This window comes from Streptosporangium sp. NPDC000239 (assembly GCF_040300765.1).
GTDB lineage: Bacteria > Actinomycetota > Actinomycetes > Streptosporangiales > Streptosporangiaceae > Streptosporangium.
Window position 1 is genome coordinate 156329 of record NZ_JBEPEI010000009.1, and the last position, 18800, is coordinate 175128.

At 70.1% G+C, this 18800-nt stretch carries 13 protein-coding genes and 1 tRNA gene; 9 read left to right on the forward strand and 5 right to left on the reverse strand.

Annotated features, from left to right (window positions below):
* Window position 1: 1 nt before the first annotated feature.
* Both ABT340_RS23065 and ABT340_RS23070 read left to right on the forward strand, forming a co-directional pair.
* Complete coding sequence (locus ABT340_RS23065) at window positions 2-7606, forward strand: nucleotidyl transferase AbiEii/AbiGii toxin family protein (protein ID WP_352012862.1); 7605 nt, start codon at window positions 2-4, stop codon at window positions 7604-7606.
* A complete protein-coding gene (locus ABT340_RS23070; protein WP_352012863.1) occupies window positions 7603-7884 on the forward strand; it encodes a hypothetical protein in 282 nt (93 codons plus the stop codon). The genes ABT340_RS23065 and ABT340_RS23070 overlap by 4 nt, the downstream gene beginning before the upstream one ends.
* On the opposite strand, the gene ABT340_RS23075 is transcribed toward ABT340_RS23070, so the two are convergent.
* Together ABT340_RS23075 and ABT340_RS23080 are read right to left on the reverse strand one after the other, a co-directional pair.
* Window positions 7865-8674: a type IV toxin-antitoxin system AbiEi family antitoxin domain-containing protein gene (locus ABT340_RS23075; protein WP_352012864.1), complete on the reverse strand. Its 810-nt coding sequence runs from the start codon at window positions 8672-8674 to the stop codon at window positions 7865-7867. The two genes, ABT340_RS23070 and ABT340_RS23075, sit on opposite strands and share 20 nt — an antisense overlap.
* Before the next feature lie 143 nt (window positions 8675-8817).
* Entirely contained in the window at window positions 8818-9996 is a 1179-nt protein-coding gene (locus ABT340_RS23080) for an esterase-like activity of phytase family protein (protein ID WP_352012865.1), read from the reverse strand.
* A 106-nt stretch (window positions 9997-10102) separates the two neighbouring features.
* Between ABT340_RS23080 and ABT340_RS23085 the strand changes: the two genes are divergently transcribed.
* Together ABT340_RS23085 and ABT340_RS23090 are read left to right on the forward strand one after the other, a co-directional pair.
* Window positions 10103-10576, forward strand: a complete 474-nt coding sequence (locus tag ABT340_RS23085; RefSeq protein ID WP_352012866.1) for a SigE family RNA polymerase sigma factor — start codon at window positions 10103-10105, stop codon at window positions 10574-10576.
* On the forward strand, window positions 10573-11877 hold the full coding sequence (locus ABT340_RS23090; protein WP_352012867.1) for a hypothetical protein: 1305 nt from the start codon (window positions 10573-10575) through the stop codon (window positions 11875-11877). The genes ABT340_RS23085 and ABT340_RS23090 overlap by 4 nt, the downstream gene beginning before the upstream one ends.
* 958 nt (window positions 11878-12835) lie before the next feature.
* Here the strand turns inward: ABT340_RS23090 and ABT340_RS23095 are convergent.
* Together ABT340_RS23095 and ABT340_RS23100 are read right to left on the reverse strand one after the other, a co-directional pair.
* Window positions 12836-13477 (reverse strand): response regulator, encoded by a 642-nt coding sequence (locus ABT340_RS23095; RefSeq protein WP_352012868.1) that lies wholly within the window; start codon window positions 13475-13477, stop codon window positions 12836-12838.
* A 562-nt stretch (window positions 13478-14039) separates the two neighbouring features.
* Entirely contained in the window at window positions 14040-15266 is a 1227-nt protein-coding gene (locus ABT340_RS23100; protein WP_352012869.1) for a sensor histidine kinase, read from the reverse strand.
* A 141-nt stretch (window positions 15267-15407) separates the two neighbouring features.
* Here ABT340_RS23100 and ABT340_RS23105 point away from each other — a divergent pair, with 141 nt between their 5' ends.
* The 5 genes from ABT340_RS23105 to ABT340_RS23125 all read left to right on the forward strand — a co-directional run bounded on the left by ABT340_RS23105 (window position 15408) and on the right by ABT340_RS23125 (window position 18263).
* Window positions 15408-15980 (forward strand): hypothetical protein, encoded by a 573-nt coding sequence (locus ABT340_RS23105; protein ID WP_352012870.1) that lies wholly within the window; start codon window positions 15408-15410, stop codon window positions 15978-15980.
* Between the two features lie 531 nt (window positions 15981-16511).
* Window positions 16512-16844: an integrase core domain-containing protein gene (locus tag ABT340_RS23110; RefSeq protein WP_502992526.1), complete on the forward strand. Its 333-nt coding sequence runs from the start codon at window positions 16512-16514 to the stop codon at window positions 16842-16844.
* A gap of 63 nt (window positions 16845-16907) precedes the next feature.
* On the forward strand, window positions 16908-17210 hold the full coding sequence (locus tag ABT340_RS23115) for an ArsR/SmtB family transcription factor (protein ID WP_352012871.1): 303 nt from the start codon (window positions 16908-16910) through the stop codon (window positions 17208-17210).
* 108 nt (window positions 17211-17318) lie between these two features.
* A tRNA-Arg gene (locus ABT340_RS23120) sits at window positions 17319-17391 on the forward strand.
* Between the two features lie 62 nt (window positions 17392-17453).
* The gene (locus tag ABT340_RS23125) at window positions 17454-18263 is read left to right on the forward strand and encodes a hypothetical protein (protein WP_352012872.1); all 810 of its coding nucleotides are present in this window, start codon (window positions 17454-17456) and stop codon (window positions 18261-18263) included.
* Between the two features lie 55 nt (window positions 18264-18318).
* Here ABT340_RS23125 and ABT340_RS23130 read toward each other — a convergent pair whose 3' ends face one another.
* Window positions 18319-18783, reverse strand: coding sequence for a site-specific integrase (locus ABT340_RS23130; protein ID WP_352012873.1), 465 nt, complete (start codon window positions 18781-18783; stop codon window positions 18319-18321).
* Between the last annotated feature and the right edge of the window lie 17 nt (window positions 18784-18800).

Here is an 18800-nt window from a genome sequence, read left to right on the forward strand (position 1 = left end):
GATGGCCGGTAGGGGGGACGTCAACTCACAGACGCCGGGCGGCCTGCCGTCGGAGGACGACTTCGGCGGCGTGTCCGCGACGGACGTGCGACCGGTGTGGGAGACGGAACAGCTGCCGGACTGGGTGGTCCACTGGCTGATCCCGATGCTCATGTCGGGACAGGCCTGGCCCGAGGCCAGCGAGAGCGGGCTGTGGAAGCTGCGGGAGGTGCACCGGCGGGCCGTCGAGGTCTACGCGGCCTCCTTCGAGCCCACGAGCACGGCGGTGCGGACGATCGCGGCGGACTGGGAGGCCCCCGTCAAGCCCGTCACGTTCTCCCGAATCGGGCAGATGTACGACGAGAAGACCGGCGTGCTGTCCAAGATGGCCGGTCACCACCGGTACGCCCAGCAGACGGACGCCTTCGCACTGGAGACGCAGTACTCCAAGATCTCCATCAACGTGGCCTTCTGGGTGGCCGTCATCGCGATCGCCATCGCACTGCTCGCGGCCTTCTTCTCCGCGGGGACGACCACCCCGATGGTCGGCTCGACCGCGACGGCCCTGCGGGAGGTGATCAGGAAGATCCTCACCCGCCTCGGCATCATGGCGGCACGCCCGGCCGGGGTCGCCGCGGCGAGCAAGCTGACCACCCTGGCGGGCGGCGCGGGGGGCAAGCTGCTGTCCGGCGCGTTGGCCCGCGAACTGTTCGAGGAGATCGGTGAAGAGACCTTCATCGACGCCTACACCCAGTACAAGCAGATCCAGCTGGGCACCAGGAAGAGCTGGGACTGGAACAAGACCATGGCCGCCGTCATCGGCGCCGGCGCGGGCGCGGTCGTCGGGACCAAGATAGGCGGCTCGGTCTCCGGGCTCACCAACAGACTGCCGGGCATCCGCCAGTTGAACCGGAGCGCGGGCGACCTGCCGGGGTGGGGCAACGCCTTCAAGCGCTTCCCCGGCCGGGCGTTGAACACCGGCCTGAACAACGTGGTGGCCTCGCCCGCGGGCAGCTTCGTCGCCAACGGCCTGGTGTACGGGCAGTGGGCGCCCCCGACGGCCGATTCGCTTGTCGGCGGCTTCATGGGCGGAGCCGGCCGGACGAACACGGTCAGCCCGTTCAACGCCGACGTGGTCGGGGCGTTCGTGAACCCGGCGGGCGCGTTGAACTCCGCCATCGACGCCGCCGCGGCCACCGACCTGGCGAGCGTCGGGACGGACCCGTCATCCGGGGGCGCTCCCGGGAACGACTCAGGGGGCGGCCCGGGGACCGGCCCCGGAACCGGGCCCGGGAGCGGGCCTGGGAACGGACCCGGGAGCGGGTCGCACTCCTCGCAGGGGCCGGTGCAGGGGCCGGTCTCCCCCACCACGCCGAAGTCCTCCTCCACTCCCACGACCCCGCCGGGTACACACGCCTCCCCCGGTACGGCCCCGCACGTCTCCCTGGGGACGAAGACCTCCTCGACCACGCACGTCTCCCCGACCACGCACCCTGCCCCGGACACCGCCCCGGACGCTGCCTCGGACACCGCTCCGGACACGCAGGTCGCCCCGGACACGCAGGTTCCCCCGGGCGCGCAGGTTTCCCCGGACACGCAGCAGACGGGCGCGCAGCCGACGGGCGGTGTTCCGCAGGCCGGGGGGACGCAGGGGAACGGCGCCACCACGACGGAACAGCAGGGACGCCCCGACCAGGCGGCCGCACCGGACGTCACCGACCCCACCTCGACCACCCAGTCCCCCACCTCGCAGAACCCGGCGAACCCGCAGAGCCAGCAGAGCCCGGCGAACACCGGTCACCAGGGGACCGCCGCCGCGAACCCGGCCGACACGACGGCCCCGGCGACCTCGACGGCACCGGAGGGCCCGGCGGGTCCGGCCTCCGGTGGACAGGGGAACACGGCGCTCGCCGGGCCGACCCCGTCCGCCTCCGCACCCGTGGCCGACCAGCAGGGCGACCCGGTGCCGGGCGGGACACCCGCGCGGACGGCCCCGGACGGCACGCCGGAGGCCGCCGTACCGCTCGTGGGTTCGAGGGGCGGAATCCGGCCCGCGGGGAGCATCGACGCCCTCATCAACAGGGGACGGCCCGCACCGCCCGAGGAGATCGACCACGGGGTCCGGGTACCGAAGCTCAACGTGGAGCCCGCCTCGGGACCGGAGCAGACGCTGGCCAACGCCCACGACCCCCGCGAGGTGCCTTCGGCCAGGGACTGGGAGGGACTGCGCGGATCGGTCGCCCCGGAACCGGTCACCGTCCCGCACGCCTCGGGGGCGGTCCGCCTGGAGGCGCGCAGACTGTCCGTCCCGTGGCGGGGACAGCGGCGTCCCGTCACCGAGATCACCGTCCGGGTGAGCGTCCGCGCCGATCCCCGGATGAGTCCCGAGGAGATCGCCGCCGCCTACGCCAGGGTGCTCGAAGGGGTTGACCTCTACTGCAACCACCAGCACCGGCTGCCTGACGGTTCACAACTGCACGTGCGGATGGAGTTCGTGGTCGCGCCTGACTCGGCCCCGACCGGCGAGGTCGTCCACCTGCACCCCGGGACCGGGGTCCGCGCCTTCGACTTCGCGGACCTCCAGAGCTGGTCGGGCGAGGGCGAAGTGATCACCGCACCGCTGGACCAGCTGGCGGACTACCGTTCCCGCGCCCCCATCGACCACACGAGCTGGTACGCGGAGATGCCGCCCGTGGTCTTCGCGCACGAGACGATGCACCTGCTCGGCATGCTCGACGAGTACGTCGACGCGCGTGACGGGAACCGGGCCGACCTCGGCGCGGCGGGCGTCCGGGGCGACGCCAACCTGCTGGGGCACACGGTCCTCCTCTGGTCGGGGGGCAACCCGGTGCTCGACCGGGACGGTCACCCGGTGCCGGAGGCCGTCGGGCTCCGCGACCGTCACCTGGAGCACGTCTACGGCCTGCTGCCGGAGAGCGGAGCCTTCACCGCCCGCCCCGAGACCGCGCCCGCGACCTCAGGACCCGTGAACTCCGCGTCCTCCACGGCCGAGAACTCCGAGCCCGAGGCCTCCACGTCAGAGAACCTCGCTCCTGAGAACTCCACGACCGACAACCCCGAGACCCGGCCCGGTCCCGAGGCTGAAACGCGAAACGAGACCCGGCCCGAGACTCAGGACGAGACCCGGCCCGAGGAGTGGTCGCGGCCCGACTACGAGCCCGGCCGGTTGCCGGGGAACCTGCGGACGCTCCTTGAGGAGTTCCCCGCCGGAGACCGTCCGCTGCTTGAGCACCTCAGGCTCCTGGAGCGCGCCGACGCCCTCTTCGCCGACGAGGGGCCGCTGACGCCGTACCACCTGGCCTACACCGACGCGCTGGTCCGGATGGCGCAGGAGGTCTACGACACCGGACCGGAGTACTCCTTCTCCACCACCGAACTGGCCCGGCTGCGGGGCCTGTCCGAGCTGCTGCTCGGCGACGCCCCGCCACGGCTGGACGCGCTGGCCGAACAGGTCAACGAACTGCTCGGCCGGGACCGGGACACCACGGTGGAGAACCGGAAGATCCACACCCTGGCCGGCATCGTGGCCGACGTGACGCCCAGGCCGGGGGAGACGGGCAGGCAGACCGCGCGCAGGGCCGTTCTCGAACGCCGGGGCTCGCTGAGCGGTGTCCTCGAACTCCGCCGCGCCGGGATCAGGATCCCCCAGGTCGCGACGGACCCGGCCCTCGCCATGCGGTCCGCCCTCAGCCCGGACGACTCCCGTGGCGCGGACAGTGGCTCCGACAGTGATCCCAGGGTTTTCCAGAGGTTCTGGAACACCCTGATGAACCAGGTGCGGGCCGAGGCGCACCGCCGTGGGACGGGGGTGCTCGACGAGCTCCAGCAGTTCACCCTCCAGCGCGCGCTCGGCAGGATCTTCACCGCCAACCCCGACGACTGGATGCTCAAGGGCGGCCAGGCGATGCTCTCCAGGAACCCCGGGGGGCGCGCGAGCAGCGACATCGACCTCGTCAGGATCTCGGGGGACACCGACCCCGAGGTGATGGCCGCCGAGTACGAGGCCGCGCTGGCCCGTGACCACGGCGACATGCTGCGGTTCGAACGGGTGTCGAAGGTCCCCATCCTGCACGGCAAGGCCGTCAGGATGGTGCACAGGGTCTACTGCGGCGACATGGAGATCATGCAGCTCAGCGTCGACATCGCCCCGCCGCGCACCAGGCCCGTGTGGAAGGAGCCGGACCTCATCGCCTTCCCCCCGCAGATCATGTCGACCGGCCACCCGGACGAGGCCCCCGCCATCAGGGTCATCTCCTACGAGGACACCCTGGCGCACAAGGTCTCCGGCATCTACACGCACGGCATCAGGACGCTGGAGACACGCTGTCTCGACTGCACCGCCCGTGGGGGCGGCCTGTTCAGCTGCAAGTCGGGTGACCTGCCGTACCGGTGCCAGGACCTGGTCGACGTCCTGATGATCATCCTGAGCTCGTCGTGGGACGGGCCCGCGACGCACGCCATGCTGCACGCGGAGTTCGCCTGGCGGCTCGAACAGGGCGAGAACATGAAGGTGCCCGAGTCCTTCGAGATCCCCAACCCCGACTGGTTCAGGAAGTTCGACCAGTACGCCAGGACGACACCCGGCCTGCCGTACGGCGGGCTGGCCGAGGCCATCCCGGTCGCGCAGGCGTTCCTCGACCCCCTCCTGCGGCCGGAGGCGCCGCCGGCCAGCCGCTGGGACCCGCAGACCCGCCAGTGGGTCGAGACCGACGGGACGACCCCCGCTCCCATGACCGACGCCGGGGAGTCGACCGCCCCCACGGGAACGCCGAGGGTCCGGCAGCTGGAGGGCCCCAGCGTCGCACCGGCGTCCACGGTCCACGCCGACCCCGACATGGTCGAGCGGTGGGACCACCTGACCCGGGGAGGCCTCGACGAGGAACTGCGGCTGCTCAAGGAACGGACCGACCTCTCCCCCGAGGAGAAGGCGGAGTTCGTCAAGGGCCGGCTGATGTACGACAACGGCTACACGGAACTGACCCGTGTCCCCGGCCCGGAGAACGAGAACTACAAGCACCTGCGCTTCTATGCGCACCAGCGTGGCGAGCTGTACAGCCACGCGGCGGCGCTGATGGCGGACCCGGAGACGACGGTCGAGATCGCCTTCGAACCCGACCGGGGCTTCAAGACCTACCAGTGGGACTCCCACCAGACCCACCTGGCCTTCCTCGGCGACCTCCCGGCGGGCCTCACCGCCGACCAGGCCAACGCCGCCTTCCTGCGCGCCCTGCTCAAGACCCCGGACGTCACGGACCTCGACCCCGCCACGCTGGCCGACCACTTCGTCGACCTGCACGCCCAGCCGCTCAAGGACGCCCTGGAGCTGCGGCGGCGTCTGATCGAGGACTACGGCATCGAGCCGCACCGGGTCCGGCTGGCCTTCGCCAACACCAGTCAGAAGAGCCACTACGCCGAGACCCAGTGGATGCGGGCCCAGCTCCTCACGCTGCAGGCGATCCAGACCGACGCCGAGCAGGCCAGGCGGCGCATGGTGGACAGGATGCTCGGACCGGACGAGGAGAGCGCCGCCCGCCGTACGGCCCGCGCGCAGGCGGTGGTCGACCGGCTCGGCGCGGCCAACGGGAATCCCGAGGAGTACGCCCTGCTCTGGGTGCGCGACACCAGGGGACAGCCGGTCGGCGGCAGGCACGGCCCGCACCTGGACACCCGGCCCGAGATCCTGCGTCAGACGATCGAGACGCTGCGCGAACGGCACCCGGGGCGGCGTGTCGTCCTGCTCGGTGACGACGTCTTCGCCGGTCGTCCCGGGCTTGAGGAGGCCTGGCGGCGCGAGGGCGTGCTGGACGGCGTCGACATCCGGACGCTGGTGGAGTTCTGGAAGCCGGAGCACAACGAGGGGGTGGCCCTGAACTACGCGGAACAGGGCCTGTTCTTCGCCCGGCTGGCGGCCCAGCACGACGTGGTCCAGATCGGCATGGAGAGCGGGGCGCTGGAGATCCCCGCGATGCTCGGCGTGCCCACGGTCTACTTCGAGGCCCTGGAACACGACGGGAACAAGGGCAACCGCTGGCTGCTCTACTGGCAGGACTGGACGTTCGGCAGGCCGGAGCAGGTCCTCGACGACCAGGGCAACCCGCTCTTCGACCGGATGGGACGCCCCGTCACGAGGTTCGTCGTCGAGGAGACGAGTCCCGCCCCGCTGACCGGGATGCGGAGGGTGTCGTTCGGTCCCGACCTGTCCGACCCCACCAACCGGAGAGGACAGCCGGTCGCCGTCTACCACTCGGCGCGGCTCGCGGTCACCGTGGACCGGATCGCCCGGCTGGTGAGCAGCGGCCAGCTCGACCAGTGGCCGCTGCGGCTCGGCCGGAGCTCCTCACTCGACGGCAAGGAGTGGATCGACTGGACCGCCGAGGACTGGAGGCGCAGCGCCTACTACGCCAACCAGCTCCGGCTGTGGCTGGGCACCGACGCCACGACGCCCGACGAGGTCGGCAGGAAGTGGCACGGCGTACGGCTCGCCCTGCTCGGCGTGCTGGAACCGCAGTTCATCGCCGACCAGGAGTACGAGGGCCTGTCCCTCGCGCACCCCTACGCGGTCCTGAGCCTGGAGACCTCCCCGGCGAACACGTCGGCGAACACTGAGATCGACCCCGCCGCCGCCCGGATCGCCCAGGCCTACGACACCGCCCAGGAGGAGCGCGGCGTCGCCGTCACCGAGGCGCTCAGGCCGCTGCTCGCCTCGCCCGACCTGGCCCGGCGGGCGCTGGAGGAGCTACGGCTGTTCCAGCTCACCCCGGCGGAACTCCTCACCCTGGGGGAGGAGATCGACAGGGCGACCGGCAACGCCGTCCGGCCGTACGCGGAACGGCTGGAGATCCCCATCGCCGAGGGGCAGCCGACGCCACGGGAGGTGCTCGAACGCTTCGACCCGACCGTCGCGGGACTTCCCGAGGTCACGCCGGAGGAGGCCGCGCGGTACATCGCCGACAACGTCGCCACCCGGCCGTGGCTCGCCGGCGTCGCGGACCTGGACCCGGCCGTCCAGCGTGTCCTGGTCGCCGTCGACCAGGGGCAGGGACACCACCTCGCCCGGCACGAGGGCTTCGCCGCGGACGGCAGGCTGGAACGCCGCGTCACCTGGCTGGAGGACCCCGCGCAGCTCGACGAGGGGGAGCGGGCACGCTCGACCGACGCGTTCAAGCCGGGGGACAGGGAGCACGGCTGCGCCGACGCGGCCACGGCGATCAGCGACCCCGTCGCGTTCGCCGTCGCCGTCGCGCGGAGCATCGAGCACCCGGCCGTGCGGAACGCCCTGACGACGCCGTTCGACCCCGACAGGCGTCCGGACCGGGTCACCGTGCCGATCGAGGAACTGCTCGGCCCCGACGGCCACCTGTACTTCTCCGGATACAGGATCGTGCCCCTCAACGGTAGCCTTGAGGCCGCGATCGCGAACCGGGCGTCCTGGGTCATGGAGCGCCGCGACCCCGCGAACCTGCCGGAGGACCGCAGGCCGACCGGCCCCGAGCCGCAGGCCGTGCCCATCGCGAGCTTGGAGGGGGGAAGCATGCAGTACTTCTTCCAGCCGAACCGCCAAGGTGACGGCTACGAGATCACCACCATGTTCGCGGACCCGGCATGACGGACTCCGTGCTGCTGCGGGTGTGCGCCACCTACTGTCACCCCGAGGCCGACCAGGACGCCTACGACAGCCTGAGACGGCTGGCCGTACGGCCCGGCGACCGGGAGATGGCGCTGTTCAAGGCGGAACTGTGCCGTGCTCTCACCGACCCGGACCAGGTGCCGCCGTCGCTGTACACGGCTGTCCGGTACGACGACGGCAGCGCCGAACGCTTCCTGCGGCGACTGTGGGGGGACCTGTATCCGGACGAGCCGGTGCCTAACCCACCCGGGAGATGATCTCCGCGGCGATGTCCCGGCTCAGGGTCTCGTCGGGTACGGCCCCGGCCTCCGTGAGCATGTGGGCCACCCTCGGTTCGACGGCGGCGATCCGCTCCGGGTGGACCAGGGCGGCGTGACCCCGCCGGTTCCGTGGGGAGAGGGTCGCCGGGTCGACGTCCGGGATGAAGTACTCGACGAACCGCGCGCCGTCGCCGGGGAACTCGTGCCGCTCCGCCAGGGGGGCCAGGTCGGCGTGGAGCGCGCGCAGGTCGACGAGGTCCTTCAGCACGGCGTCCATGAGGACCCTGCGCAGGTCGCCGTGGTCGGTCCAGTCGGCCACCAGGTCGACGACGGTGCGGTGCGCCGTCGTCACCGGGATTTCCTCGACCACGGTCACCTCCTCCGGCGTGAGACGCGCGAGGTGGATCTTCACCGCCCGCGGCGCCTCAAGCGCCTCGGGGGAGGTGAAGATCATCAGAGGACTCGCGACCGAGCCGAGTCCCAGCAGGCGGCAGGCCGACTCGTGGGAGAGCACGGCGTCCTCGTCGGCCGAACGCGGCCGCTCCCAGCGGTAGAGCTCGGGCAGCAGCGCCAGCCAGGCGGCGTAGGGGTAGGCGTAGCGCGGCCCCGTCGACGACCACGCGAGCTGGTACACCGACCAGTCAAGCTCGACGAGCAGCCCCGAGGCGGCGAAGTGGGCGAGCCCCCGGTCGTCGACGCCGACCCTGGCCGCCTGCGCCGCGGTGACCATCCCGTTCTGGCGCGCGGCGACGGCCGACAGCTCGGCGAACCGCTCTTCCCACATCATTCCTCCACCGTCTCCCGCCCGTCTTCGTGGCCTTCACGATGTCCACGCGGTGAACCGTCGATGGCCAACCTAACGCGCGATCCGCCGTGCGGGGCCTCGCGGAGGCGGGAGAGCGATACGTCACACGACCCCTCCGCGCCGGTTCAGGAACGGTGGACGCGCGGGTCGGCCCTCAGCGGGCGCGGCAGCCGTACGGTGATGAACTCGTCGTTGTCGGGTTCGCCCGGAGTACGGCCCGCGGAGAACGGGAAGTTGTTGTCGTTCAGCACCCCCAGGGTCCGGTCGTCGAGGATCACCACGTCCTCGATGGTCTGGAACGGGAAGCGGAAGGTCTCCCCGAACCCGCCGAGCCCGGCCGGGTTGGCCAGGTCGAGCAGGTCGGCGACCAGGGTCTTGCGCCCGTCGCGCAGGTCCACCTGGTAGATCCGCTTGAACGCCGCCGCGTCCCCCTGGAGGTTGTCCCGCTCGATGACCAGGAAACGGCTCCCGTCCACCGCGATCATGTCGCCGATCGCGTTGCCCGGACTCTCCAGCCGGTAGGTCCACCGCCTGCCGGTGTAGGAGCGCGAGCGCAGGTCGAACTCGTTGATCCGCAGCGTCCCCGCGGGGTCGCCCGCCACGGTCCCCTCAAGCAACGGGTAGAGGGTGCGCCCGTCGACCGAACGGGCCATGCCCTCGAAGCCCTTGCTTGAGGCGAGGTTCGGCTGCTCGCCGTTCAGGGACGGGTTCTCCGGCGCCCTGACACCGGGCAGCGGGACCGGCGTCTCAAGCAGCCTGCCGGTTGCCGAGAAGTGCAGCAGGAACGGGCCGAACTCGTCACCGATCCAGTAGGTCCCGTCGGAGGTCCGCACGATCGACTCGACGTCGAAGTCGGCGCCGGTCAGCTTCCGGTCGGGGCGGGTCAGCGGCCAGGTCACGCGGCCGTCCGGGTCGCTCAGGTCGAACCCGCCGAGCACCCTGACCGTCCCCCGCCGGAGGTCCGGCCTGATCCGGTGGACCCGGAGCAGGAAGTCGGCGCTGTTGGCCTTGGCGCCGTAGCCGTTGTCCGACAGCACGTCGAAGGTGCCGTCGCCACGCCGTACGACCCCGCTGAAACCCTGCACCGGCTGTCCGGGGAAGGGCGGGGTCACCCCGTTGACCGGCGCCGTGCCGAGCTGGGCGCCCGAGGGCTCGCTGCCGGGCACGAACGTCCGGGCAGGCAGCGAGGCGAACCCCGTCAGCACGGCCCTGCCGCGATCGGGCCGGTGGTCGGCCACCGCGGGGGTGGACATCGTCAGCGCCAGTACGGCGGCGCCGACCGTGATCGCCATGCGTCGTCTCATGGCGGCACGCTAGGCATCGCGGATGAACGGGCGGTGGTGCGCCGCAGGCCGTACGGAGAAGAAATCCGGGGTGCAACAGATGGGCGGGGTCATACGTCCCTGGGGCGTGGAATTCGCCGATTTCGTCGCCGCGCGCGGGGACGCGTTGTACCGGTACGGATACGTCCTGACCGGCAACGCCGAGGACGCGGCCGACCTGACCCAGGAGGCGTTGATGCGCTTGGGGAACGCATGGCCCCGAATCAAGAAAAAAGATGATCCGGAGGGATATGTCCGTACGACCATGGCACGGCTGCACATCAGCATCTGGCGCAGGCTGCGCAGGGAACGGCTGGTCGCGGCCGTCCCCGAGGGAGCCCACGCCGACGTCCACCCGGACGAGACCGGCCTGTGGAACGAACTGCGGGGCCTGCCGCCGAAACAACGGGCCGTGCTGGTCCTGCGGTACTACGAGGACCTCTCCGACCAGGAGATCGCCGACCTGCTCGGCATCTCCCGCGGCACGGTGCGCAGCCAGGCGTTCCGCGCCCTCGAAAAGCTCAGGGTCCGGATGACCCCCGTGAAGGCGGAGGCGTTGTGACGAATGACAGGAACGAGGCGGACCTGATTCGCGTACTGGCCGACGCAGCCGACCACGCGCCCGCCCTCACCCGGGACCTGGCCGGGGCGGTCCGGGTAAGGACCCAGGCCAGACGGCGCACCCACAGGGCGCGGGTGGCGCTCGTCTGTGCGGCCGTGGTGGCGATCGCGACAAGCCCTTGGGCGATCAGAGGCGTCCTTCCCGGCGGGAGCGGACCGGAAGGCGGTGTGTTCGCGGGCGCCTCCGAGGCCCCCGGCACGGTCGAGGTCTCCAGGAGGCCCATCCCGCGTCCCGTCTCCGAGGTCTGGCCCAAGGCGGTGTCCAGGATCCCGACGAAAGCGGCGGACGGTCTGACGTACCAGCCCGCGGCGGCACTGAGCCCGACGACGCTGCTGCTGATCGCCGAGTCCTCCTTCGAGAGGGCGGCCAGGCTGGACACCTACGACACGACGACGGGCCACAGCGAGCCACTCGTCCGGCTACCCTCGCCCGAGGGCAGGCGGAACTACTACGTCCAGAGGATCGAGGTGGGGACCGACACCATCGCCTGGTGGGGCGACGTCCAGGACGACGACACGTGGGCCGACTTCTGGGTGGCCCCCAGAACAGGCGGTACGGCCAGGCAGGTCGGCGAGGTCACGGGGGCGCTCGCCAAGGTGGAGGGGTTCGGCGTCACGCGGGACTCCCTGGTGTGGTCGGTACGCGGCGGCGGGGTGTATCGCATGCCACTGGAGGGCGGCGCCCCCCAGCCGGTTCCGGGGGCGGAGGGACTCACGCTGATCTCATGGCCCTGGGCGTCCGACGTCTCCCTGCACGACGACAGGAACCAGACGAAACTGGTCAACCTCTCCACAGGGCAGACGCTCCCCGTCAACCCGCCGGAGGGAGCCGAGCAGTTCCGGTGTGGTCCCGTCTGGTGCTCCGGCCTGACGAAGGAGGGAAACATCGTGCAACGTGTCGACGGAAGCGACCGCAGGATCCCATCCGCCTTCTCCGGTCCGTCGGCGGCTCCTCTGCGCATGCTCACGACGGGTTTCCTGGGCCCCGCCCAGGGTCCGAGCCCCCGCCTGTCGGTCCTCTACGACCCGGAGACCGACAAGGCTGCGGGATTCGGTGAGCGAACCACGAAGGACCAGGGCTGGTACGGCGTCGGCAGGTCCTCCACGCTCCCTTCGGTCCTCTACACGACCCCCAAGGGGATCATCCCGAAGGGGCCGGACGCCTCGGAGCCGACGTGCGAGGAGAAGTGCACGACGGAGAAATACCTCGTCGTCAACCTCCTGGCCATCCTCACCCCCTGACTCGTCACCACGCTCTTTCCGGCCACCGACAAGACGCCGACGACCGAAGGAACCAGGCCAGACACCCCCGATGCCTCCCGAGGCCGTCCCCGACCTTCTCCACGGAGGGCCGGGTGAGGCGGCCCCAGACATCAACGGAGGAATCGGCCCGTGCATCCCCGGGTGCTCGTGCATCCCTGGGTGTCTGTGTTTCCCTGAGTGTCCGTGCATCCCCGGGCGTCTGTGTGTCCCCGGGCGTCCGTGCATCCCTGGGCGTCCGTGCGGACGCGCCCGGCACACCCCCTGGCCGCCATCGCGACACGGCCGGGCGTGCCGCGACGGCGTTCACATCGTCGGCTCCGACAGACCCCGCCCATCCTCCTGCCCCGATGCCTCCCGCAGCCGTCCCCGACCCTCTCGGGGTTCGTCCGCACGGAGGCCAGGACACAGGTTCCGGCATCGTCCGGTGCCCCGGCGTTTCGCCCACGCTGAGGCCGGGGGCCGTCAGGACCGGGCGCTTCGCGTCGCCCGGTCCCCCCGCCGCCGGGGCCGGGTGGTCGTGGATGGGGGCCGGGTGGTCACCACAAGGGGCCGGGTGGTCGTCAGGGCCGGGTTCTCCGTGTCACCCGGCCCTCCCCATCGGGGCCGGGCGGTCGCTCTGGCGGGCAGGGCGGTCGTGGTGAGGACCGGGTGGTCACCACAAGGAGCCGGGCGGTCACTCTGGCGGGCTGGACGGTCGTGATGAGGGGAATGGGCGGTCACCATCGCGGGCCGGGTGGTTGTCACGGGTGGGGCGGGCGCGGGAGAGAGGTCAACCGGCCTGACGGGAGTATGAGGACGCGGATGGGGAGGGGCGAAGCCGTACTGAAAGGGGCGCGCCGTATTGAAAGTGGGCGGCCCCGTACGGGAGCCGTACGGGGAGGGGCGAAGCCGTATGGGGAGGAGCGGGGCTGTACTGGGAGGGGCGAGGTCGTAAATATCAGGAGATGTCGGGGGACAACTCCTGGGCGAGGATCGCGGCCTGGACGCGGCTGCGCAGGCCCAGTTTGTTCAGCAGCCTGCTGACGTGGGTCTTCGTGGTCGCCTCCGCCATGTCCAGTTCGACGGCGATCTCCGCGTTGGACAGGCCCCGGCCGATGCACGCCAGCACCTCGCGTTCGCGCGGCGTCAGGCCGCCGACCTCCGGGACCGGCCCGCGCGTCGGAACCGCCCCCCTGAAGGCCGCGATCAGCCGCCGGGTCACCGTCGGGGAGATCAGCCCGTCCCCCCGCGCGACCACCCGCACCGCCTCGACCAGCCCGTCGGCGTCGGTGTTCTTGAGCAGGAACCCGGCCGCCCCGGCCCGCAGCGCGCCGAAGACGTACTCGTCGAGGTCGAACGTGGTCAGGATCAGCACGTCCGTGATCCCGCTCAGCGCGCGGGTCGCGGAGATCCCGTCGAGCCTGGGCATCCTGATGTCCATCAGCACCACGTCGGGCCGCAGGTCACGGGCCATCGCCACGGCCCGCTCGCCGTCCTCGGCCTGACCGACCACCTCGATGTCGTCGTGCCCGTCGAGGATCAGCACGATCCCACTACGCACCGCCGCATGGTCGTCGGCCACCAGAACCCTGACAGTCACAACACCCTCCCCCCGGGCCCAGTACACACCCTCCGACGCTCGCACACCCCGGCCCCAAAGACCGCCACGGCACTCTTTCTCCGGGCGACATCGCCGATGGTCCGGCGTGGCCCTGTGTCCTTGTCCGGGCTGGTCGTGGGGGTCGCGACGATGTTTTCCCGCGGGGCGGATCGGTGTGTTCTGTGTGGCCTGGCCTCGGAGGCTGCCACGGGACCCTTTCTCCGGGCGGCATCGTCGCCGGTTCGGCGTGGGCCCGCGTTTTTGTCAGTCTTGGCCCTGGTGGTCGTCATGGTGCTTTTTCTTCGAACGGTATCGATGGTTCGGTGCGCTTCGTATGGCCTGGTCGTGGGGGTCGTCCGGTGCTTTCCCGCCGGTTGGGCCGATGTGGCACCGCGCCCTTGTCCGGCCTGATCCTGAAGGTTTCTTCGGGTGGCATGGTCGCCGGTTCGGTGTGCTTTGTTCGGCCTGGCCTCGGAGGCCGTCACGGCGCTTTGCCGCCGGGCGGTATGGTCGGCGGTTCGGCGTGGGCTCGTTCCCCTGCCCGACTTGGTCCTGGAGGTTGTCACAACACCATCCCTCCAGGCAGTACCGAGGACTCCTCGGTCGGCAGTTCGGCGTGGACCCGCCAGCCCTCCTCGTACGGCCCTGCCTCGAAGGAGCCGCCGACCAGGCTCGCGCGCTCCCGCATCCCGACGATCCCGGCCCCGGCGCTGGGCAGGTCGGGGGAACCGTACCGCCTGGAGGCCCTCCTGGCCGCTCCCACCGGGTTGTCGGCGACCAGGGTGATCGTCCCGGCGCCGTACTCGACCACCAGATCGACCTTCTCCTCGCCGTGTTTGAGGGCGTTCGTCAGGGACTCCTGAATGATCCGGTATCCGGCGAGATCGACGGCGGCGGGCAGTTCCCTGGGCTCGCCCTCGACGCGCAGCCGTACGTCCAGGCCCGCCTCCCGGGCCCGCGTCGCCAACTCGTCCACTTCCGCCACCCGGCGCCGGATCGCCTCGGCCTTCTCCCCGTCCCCGCTCTGCCTGAGCAGCCCGATCATGGAACGCATCTCGGCCATGCCCTGGACACTGTTCTCCCGGACCGACTCAAGGATGCCCCGGACGGTCGCCATGTCGAGATCCTTGCGGGAGAGTACCGCCGTGGACTGGATGGCGATCGCGCTGAAGTGGTTGGCGATCATGTCGTGCAGCTCACGGGCCATCCTGGCCCGTTCGGCCTCCACCGCCTCCCGCCGGTCGAGCTCGGCCAGCCGCGCGACCTGCTCGGCTCTGGCCCGCTCAAGCTCGGCCTGGGTCCTGAACTGCCTGACGATGAGCGCGCTGACGACCGGCGCGGTGCCGAGCAGGCCGAACTGCGCCGCGGCGATCGCGAAGACCCTCACGTCGTGGGAGAGGATCGCGATCACGCAGCCGATGAGGATCGCCAGGGCCGAGATGGTGCCGAACATCCACCTGCCCAGCCTGGCCGGGCCGTACAGGGCGGCGGAGTAGAGGTTGTCGGTGAAGACGACGATCGTGCCCAGGGAGTAGCCGAAGATCAGATCCAGCGTCATCCCCGTCGTGCCCAGCGCGAGGGCGCTCACCGGGTGGCTGCGCCGTACCACGACGCCGAGACAGGTGAGCAGCAGCGGGACGGCAAGCAACTGGACGGGCACGGTCGAGGGCAGGAAGGGCACGAGGTCCGCCAGGGCGGCCGACAACGGCTGGCGGTTGTAGGCTCCGGCGGCGAGCAGGATCAGCCCCATCACCAGGGCGATCACGGCCCACAGGGCGTCCCGTCTCATGGGTTCCATCCCATCATCCCGAGGCCGGCGACTCATCCGGCGGCGGGCGGGTTCGTCGTACACACAAGGATGTAGGCGGGGCCACGGACTTCGTCAGCGCAGACGATGCCCGAACCGGGGGCACGCGCCGATCCTTGAACCATGGTTCTGGCGGTGATCATCGGTTGCGAGATCGGCTTCTGGGTTCTTCTCGGACTCGGTCTCGTCACGCGTTACCTGCTGCGCATGAGACGTCTCAGTACGGCCCTGCTGCTCGCAGTGCCGTTGCTCGACGTGATCCTGTTGGCCGCCTCGGTGGTCGACATCCGCGGCGGCGCCGAGGCGGACTGGCGCCACGGTCTGGCCGCGGGCTACCTCGCCTACTCGATCGTCTTCGGCCATCGGACCCTCAAGTGGGCCGACCAGCGCTTCGCCCACCGTTTCGCCGGAGGGCCGCCGCCCTGGAAGCCCCCACCCGGCGGCAAGGCCAGGGCCCGCTACGAATGGATGATGTGGCTGCGCACCGTCCTGGCCTGCGCCATCGCCGCCGCCGTGCTGTACGGCCTGGGCTGGCTGGTCGGCGACTGGTCGAAGGCGAGCGGTCTGCTGGAGTTCGGAAGCGTCCTCCCAAGGATCGTCCTCATCTCCCTCCTGTGGCCCCTCAGCTACACCCTCTTCCCCAAGAAGGAAGCCCCTGTGGAGAACTCCGTTCCCTCGGACCACTCCGTTCGGTAAGGGACCGGGGCCGCTCCCATGGGGGCCCTGTTGAGGACGAGCCGCGGGGGCGTCCTCAACGGGTGGAGAGGGAGTCGTTCTCTTGGCGGGTGCCGCTGCCCGGGGTCCGGGTCGTTCTCTCGAAGGGCTCCGTTCGCTGGTAGGGTGCCCGGGGGTTTCCGGACAGGTGGCTTTGCGGATGTTGATCCAGTGGCGGTTCATGCCGAACTCCCGGGCCACCGCGGCGACGGAGCGAAGGCCGTCCAGCACCATGCGGACGACTTCCTCTCCGAACTCGGGCGAGAACTGCCTGCGACGTCGCGTCACGTGTTTACCTCTTCCAGGCTTTCGGTCAGGCCTGTCCGGAAATCGTGGGACTCCCTGTGGAGGGGCCCTTAATGTGCTCTGTTCAGGAGGACCGCGTAGGCACCCTCGCGTTGGTGACCGGGAACCCTCCCCTGCGTCGACGACGGCTGAATCTCTCCCTGGAACCCGGGCGTCGCCACAGGGCCAGTCCTCACCCGTCGTCGACACCGCAGGGCATTCACACCGATCACGGCTCCCACCACACCAACGACGCCTTCGACCAGTCCTGCGCCAACCGGCAGATCCACCGCTCGGCCGGCGGTACCGGCGTCTGACACGACAGCCGAATCGTTCTTCGCCATGATCAAGACCGAGTGGCCGGACCGGTTCGTCCTCATCACCCGCACCACGGCCAGACAGCAGGTCATCCGCTACATCGAAGGCTTCTACAACCGGCGCCGCCTGCACTCGGCACTCGGCTACCGCACCCTCTCGAAGTACTCCCTGAGCACTCCACACGCCCCCAACCCACCTGTCCGTAAAAACCCAGGCACCCCGGTGAGCTTCGCTGAGTTCTGATGCCTCGATACCCGTCAAAGTGGCACCATGCTCGCCAAGGCCCCGCTGCGTACCATGCGGGATATGCGTCCCCTCCAGCACCCGGATGTCTCGACGATCACACTGCCCATGATGCTGAGCGCCCTGGCCGACGAGGTCCGCCTGACGGTCGTCCGTCGGCTCGCCGAGGCCGGGGGCGTGGTCTGCGGCCAGTTCGACGTCCCCGTGAGCATGTCCACGCTCTCCCATCACCTGAAGGTCCTGCGCGAGGCCGGGCTCCTCCGCGTCACGCCCGAGGGGAGTTTCCGTCGTCACGAACTCCGCCTCCCCGAGATGGAGGCCCGCTTCCCCGGCGTCCTGTCCTCGATCCTCAAGACCGCCCCCTGAGGACTTTGGGGACCTCCGGTGCCACAGCCGATAATTTGGCTGAGCACCCACCCACGCCTGGTAGAGTTATCCCCGTCGCCAAGGCCACCAGGCCAAAACGACAGGCAAGCGGCCGTAGCTCAATGGATAGAGCATCTGACTACGGATCAGAAGGTTAGGGGTTCGAGTCCTCTCGGCCGCGCAGCACGTCAGAGGCCCTCCGGGATCATCCCGGAGGGCCTCTTTCATGTCCGTACAGCAACGTTGTACGGCAACGCCGTAAGCCTTCACTCCCCTCCGACAGCCATGGTTCGGCATGCCTTCATCCGGACGAGACCGGTAGCCGAATCTCCCGGGCTCGACCGGTGCGTCGCTGGCCTCGCGGAGCAGGAGAAGGCGACTGGTGGCGGCAGCGGAGTCGCGCATGTCGTATTTCTCGACCGCAACGCGCCATACGCGCTGTCGGACAGGGAGGGCATGAGCGCAGCGCGAGCCGTCCGCCGGAAACTGTCGCATCCGTCTGTTTGGGTGATCAGGAGAAGAGACGAACCCGCCCGAGACGATGCGCCTTTCAAGGCCGAGAAGGTGGTCTTCATGGGAAAACTCCTGGCCAGTGCGGTGCACAAGGTGGAGGGATCCTTCTACGTGCTCGACAAGGGGGTCGTTGAAGGAGGGCACCCGGATGGGCCTGTCCCATGGGGCCATGAGGTCAGTCCTCCGGGGCAGGATTGGCTCGACGTTGGCTCCAACAGCGTCCGCTTCAGAGGCAGACGATGGAAGACAGGTTATGTACGCCTCGAACTGTGGAGTGCAGCGCCTTCCGCGGATACGTCCTGGCATCGATCATGGGAGGGAGAGCTCTCCTCGCAGTCGGGCATCATCTACCCCCTGGAGGATGAGACAGGGGGGATACTCGATGACCGCCTTTTCTTCGATCTGGGGCGACGAGAGACGACGTGGCAGATCCGTGTGCAGGCGAAGTTCCTGAAGAACGACCGGGAACCGGATTTCCCTGCCGACGCCTACGAAGTGGACTTCTTTAAGATCCAGTTCTGGAGGCATCCTGCGGAATAGCGGAAGACCTCCTGATTTTCCCGGAGGCCCTCCGCTGTCTTCCACGGCAACCTGATCAGATGCTTCCGTCCAGCCGCTGATTCAGCCGATCGAGCGCCTTCCGGGTCTCGGGCGACGGGATCTGCGTGTAGACACCCATGGTCATCGAGATCTGTGAGTGCCGCAGGACGCGCATCGCGACGCGGGGATGGACGTCGAGGGCGGCCAGGAGTGAGGCGCAGGTGTGCCGGGTGTCGTGGACACGGATCGTCGGCACGCTCGCCCGGAGGCAGTGGGCCTCGAAGGCCCGGTTGAAGTTACGCGGCTCGATCGGCGTGCCGTTCCGCGTGGTGAAGACGAGATCGGAGTCCTGCCACTTCTCCCCGGCGGCCTTACGAGCGTCCTCCTGGACGTGCTGACGGTGCTTGAGCGCGGTGACGCACAGACCGAGGAGCGGCAGCGACGCCGTCGAGTCGTCGGTCTTGGTCGTCTCCCGGTGAAGAAGCTGGACTGGGCACGCCCTGTACGACCTCGCCGTCAACGGCCGGTTCGCCGGGG

What these genes read in the sequence shown, in the direction of transcription:
- ABT340_RS23065 (WP_352012862.1), top strand. Translation starts at nt 2, where the DNA reads ATGGCCGGTAGGGGGGACGTCAACTCACAGACGCCGGGCGGCCTGCCG.
- ABT340_RS23100 (WP_352012869.1), bottom strand. Translation starts at nt 15,266, where the DNA reads ATGAGACGGGACGCCCTGTGGGCCGTGATCGCCCTGGTGATGGGGCTG.
- ABT340_RS23105 (WP_352012870.1), top strand. Translation starts at nt 15,408, where the DNA reads ATGGTTCTGGCGGTGATCATCGGTTGCGAGATCGGCTTCTGGGTTCTT.
- ABT340_RS23080 (WP_352012865.1), bottom strand. Translation starts at nt 9,996, where the DNA reads ATGAGACGACGCATGGCGATCACGGTCGGCGCCGCCGTACTGGCGCTG.
- ABT340_RS23115 (WP_352012871.1), top strand. Translation starts at nt 16,908, where the DNA reads ATGCGTCCCCTCCAGCACCCGGATGTCTCGACGATCACACTGCCCATG.
- ABT340_RS23070 (WP_352012863.1), top strand. Translation starts at nt 7,603, where the DNA reads ATGACGGACTCCGTGCTGCTGCGGGTGTGCGCCACCTACTGTCACCCC.
- ABT340_RS23075 (WP_352012864.1), bottom strand. Translation starts at nt 8,674, where the DNA reads ATGATGTGGGAAGAGCGGTTCGCCGAGCTGTCGGCCGTCGCCGCGCGC.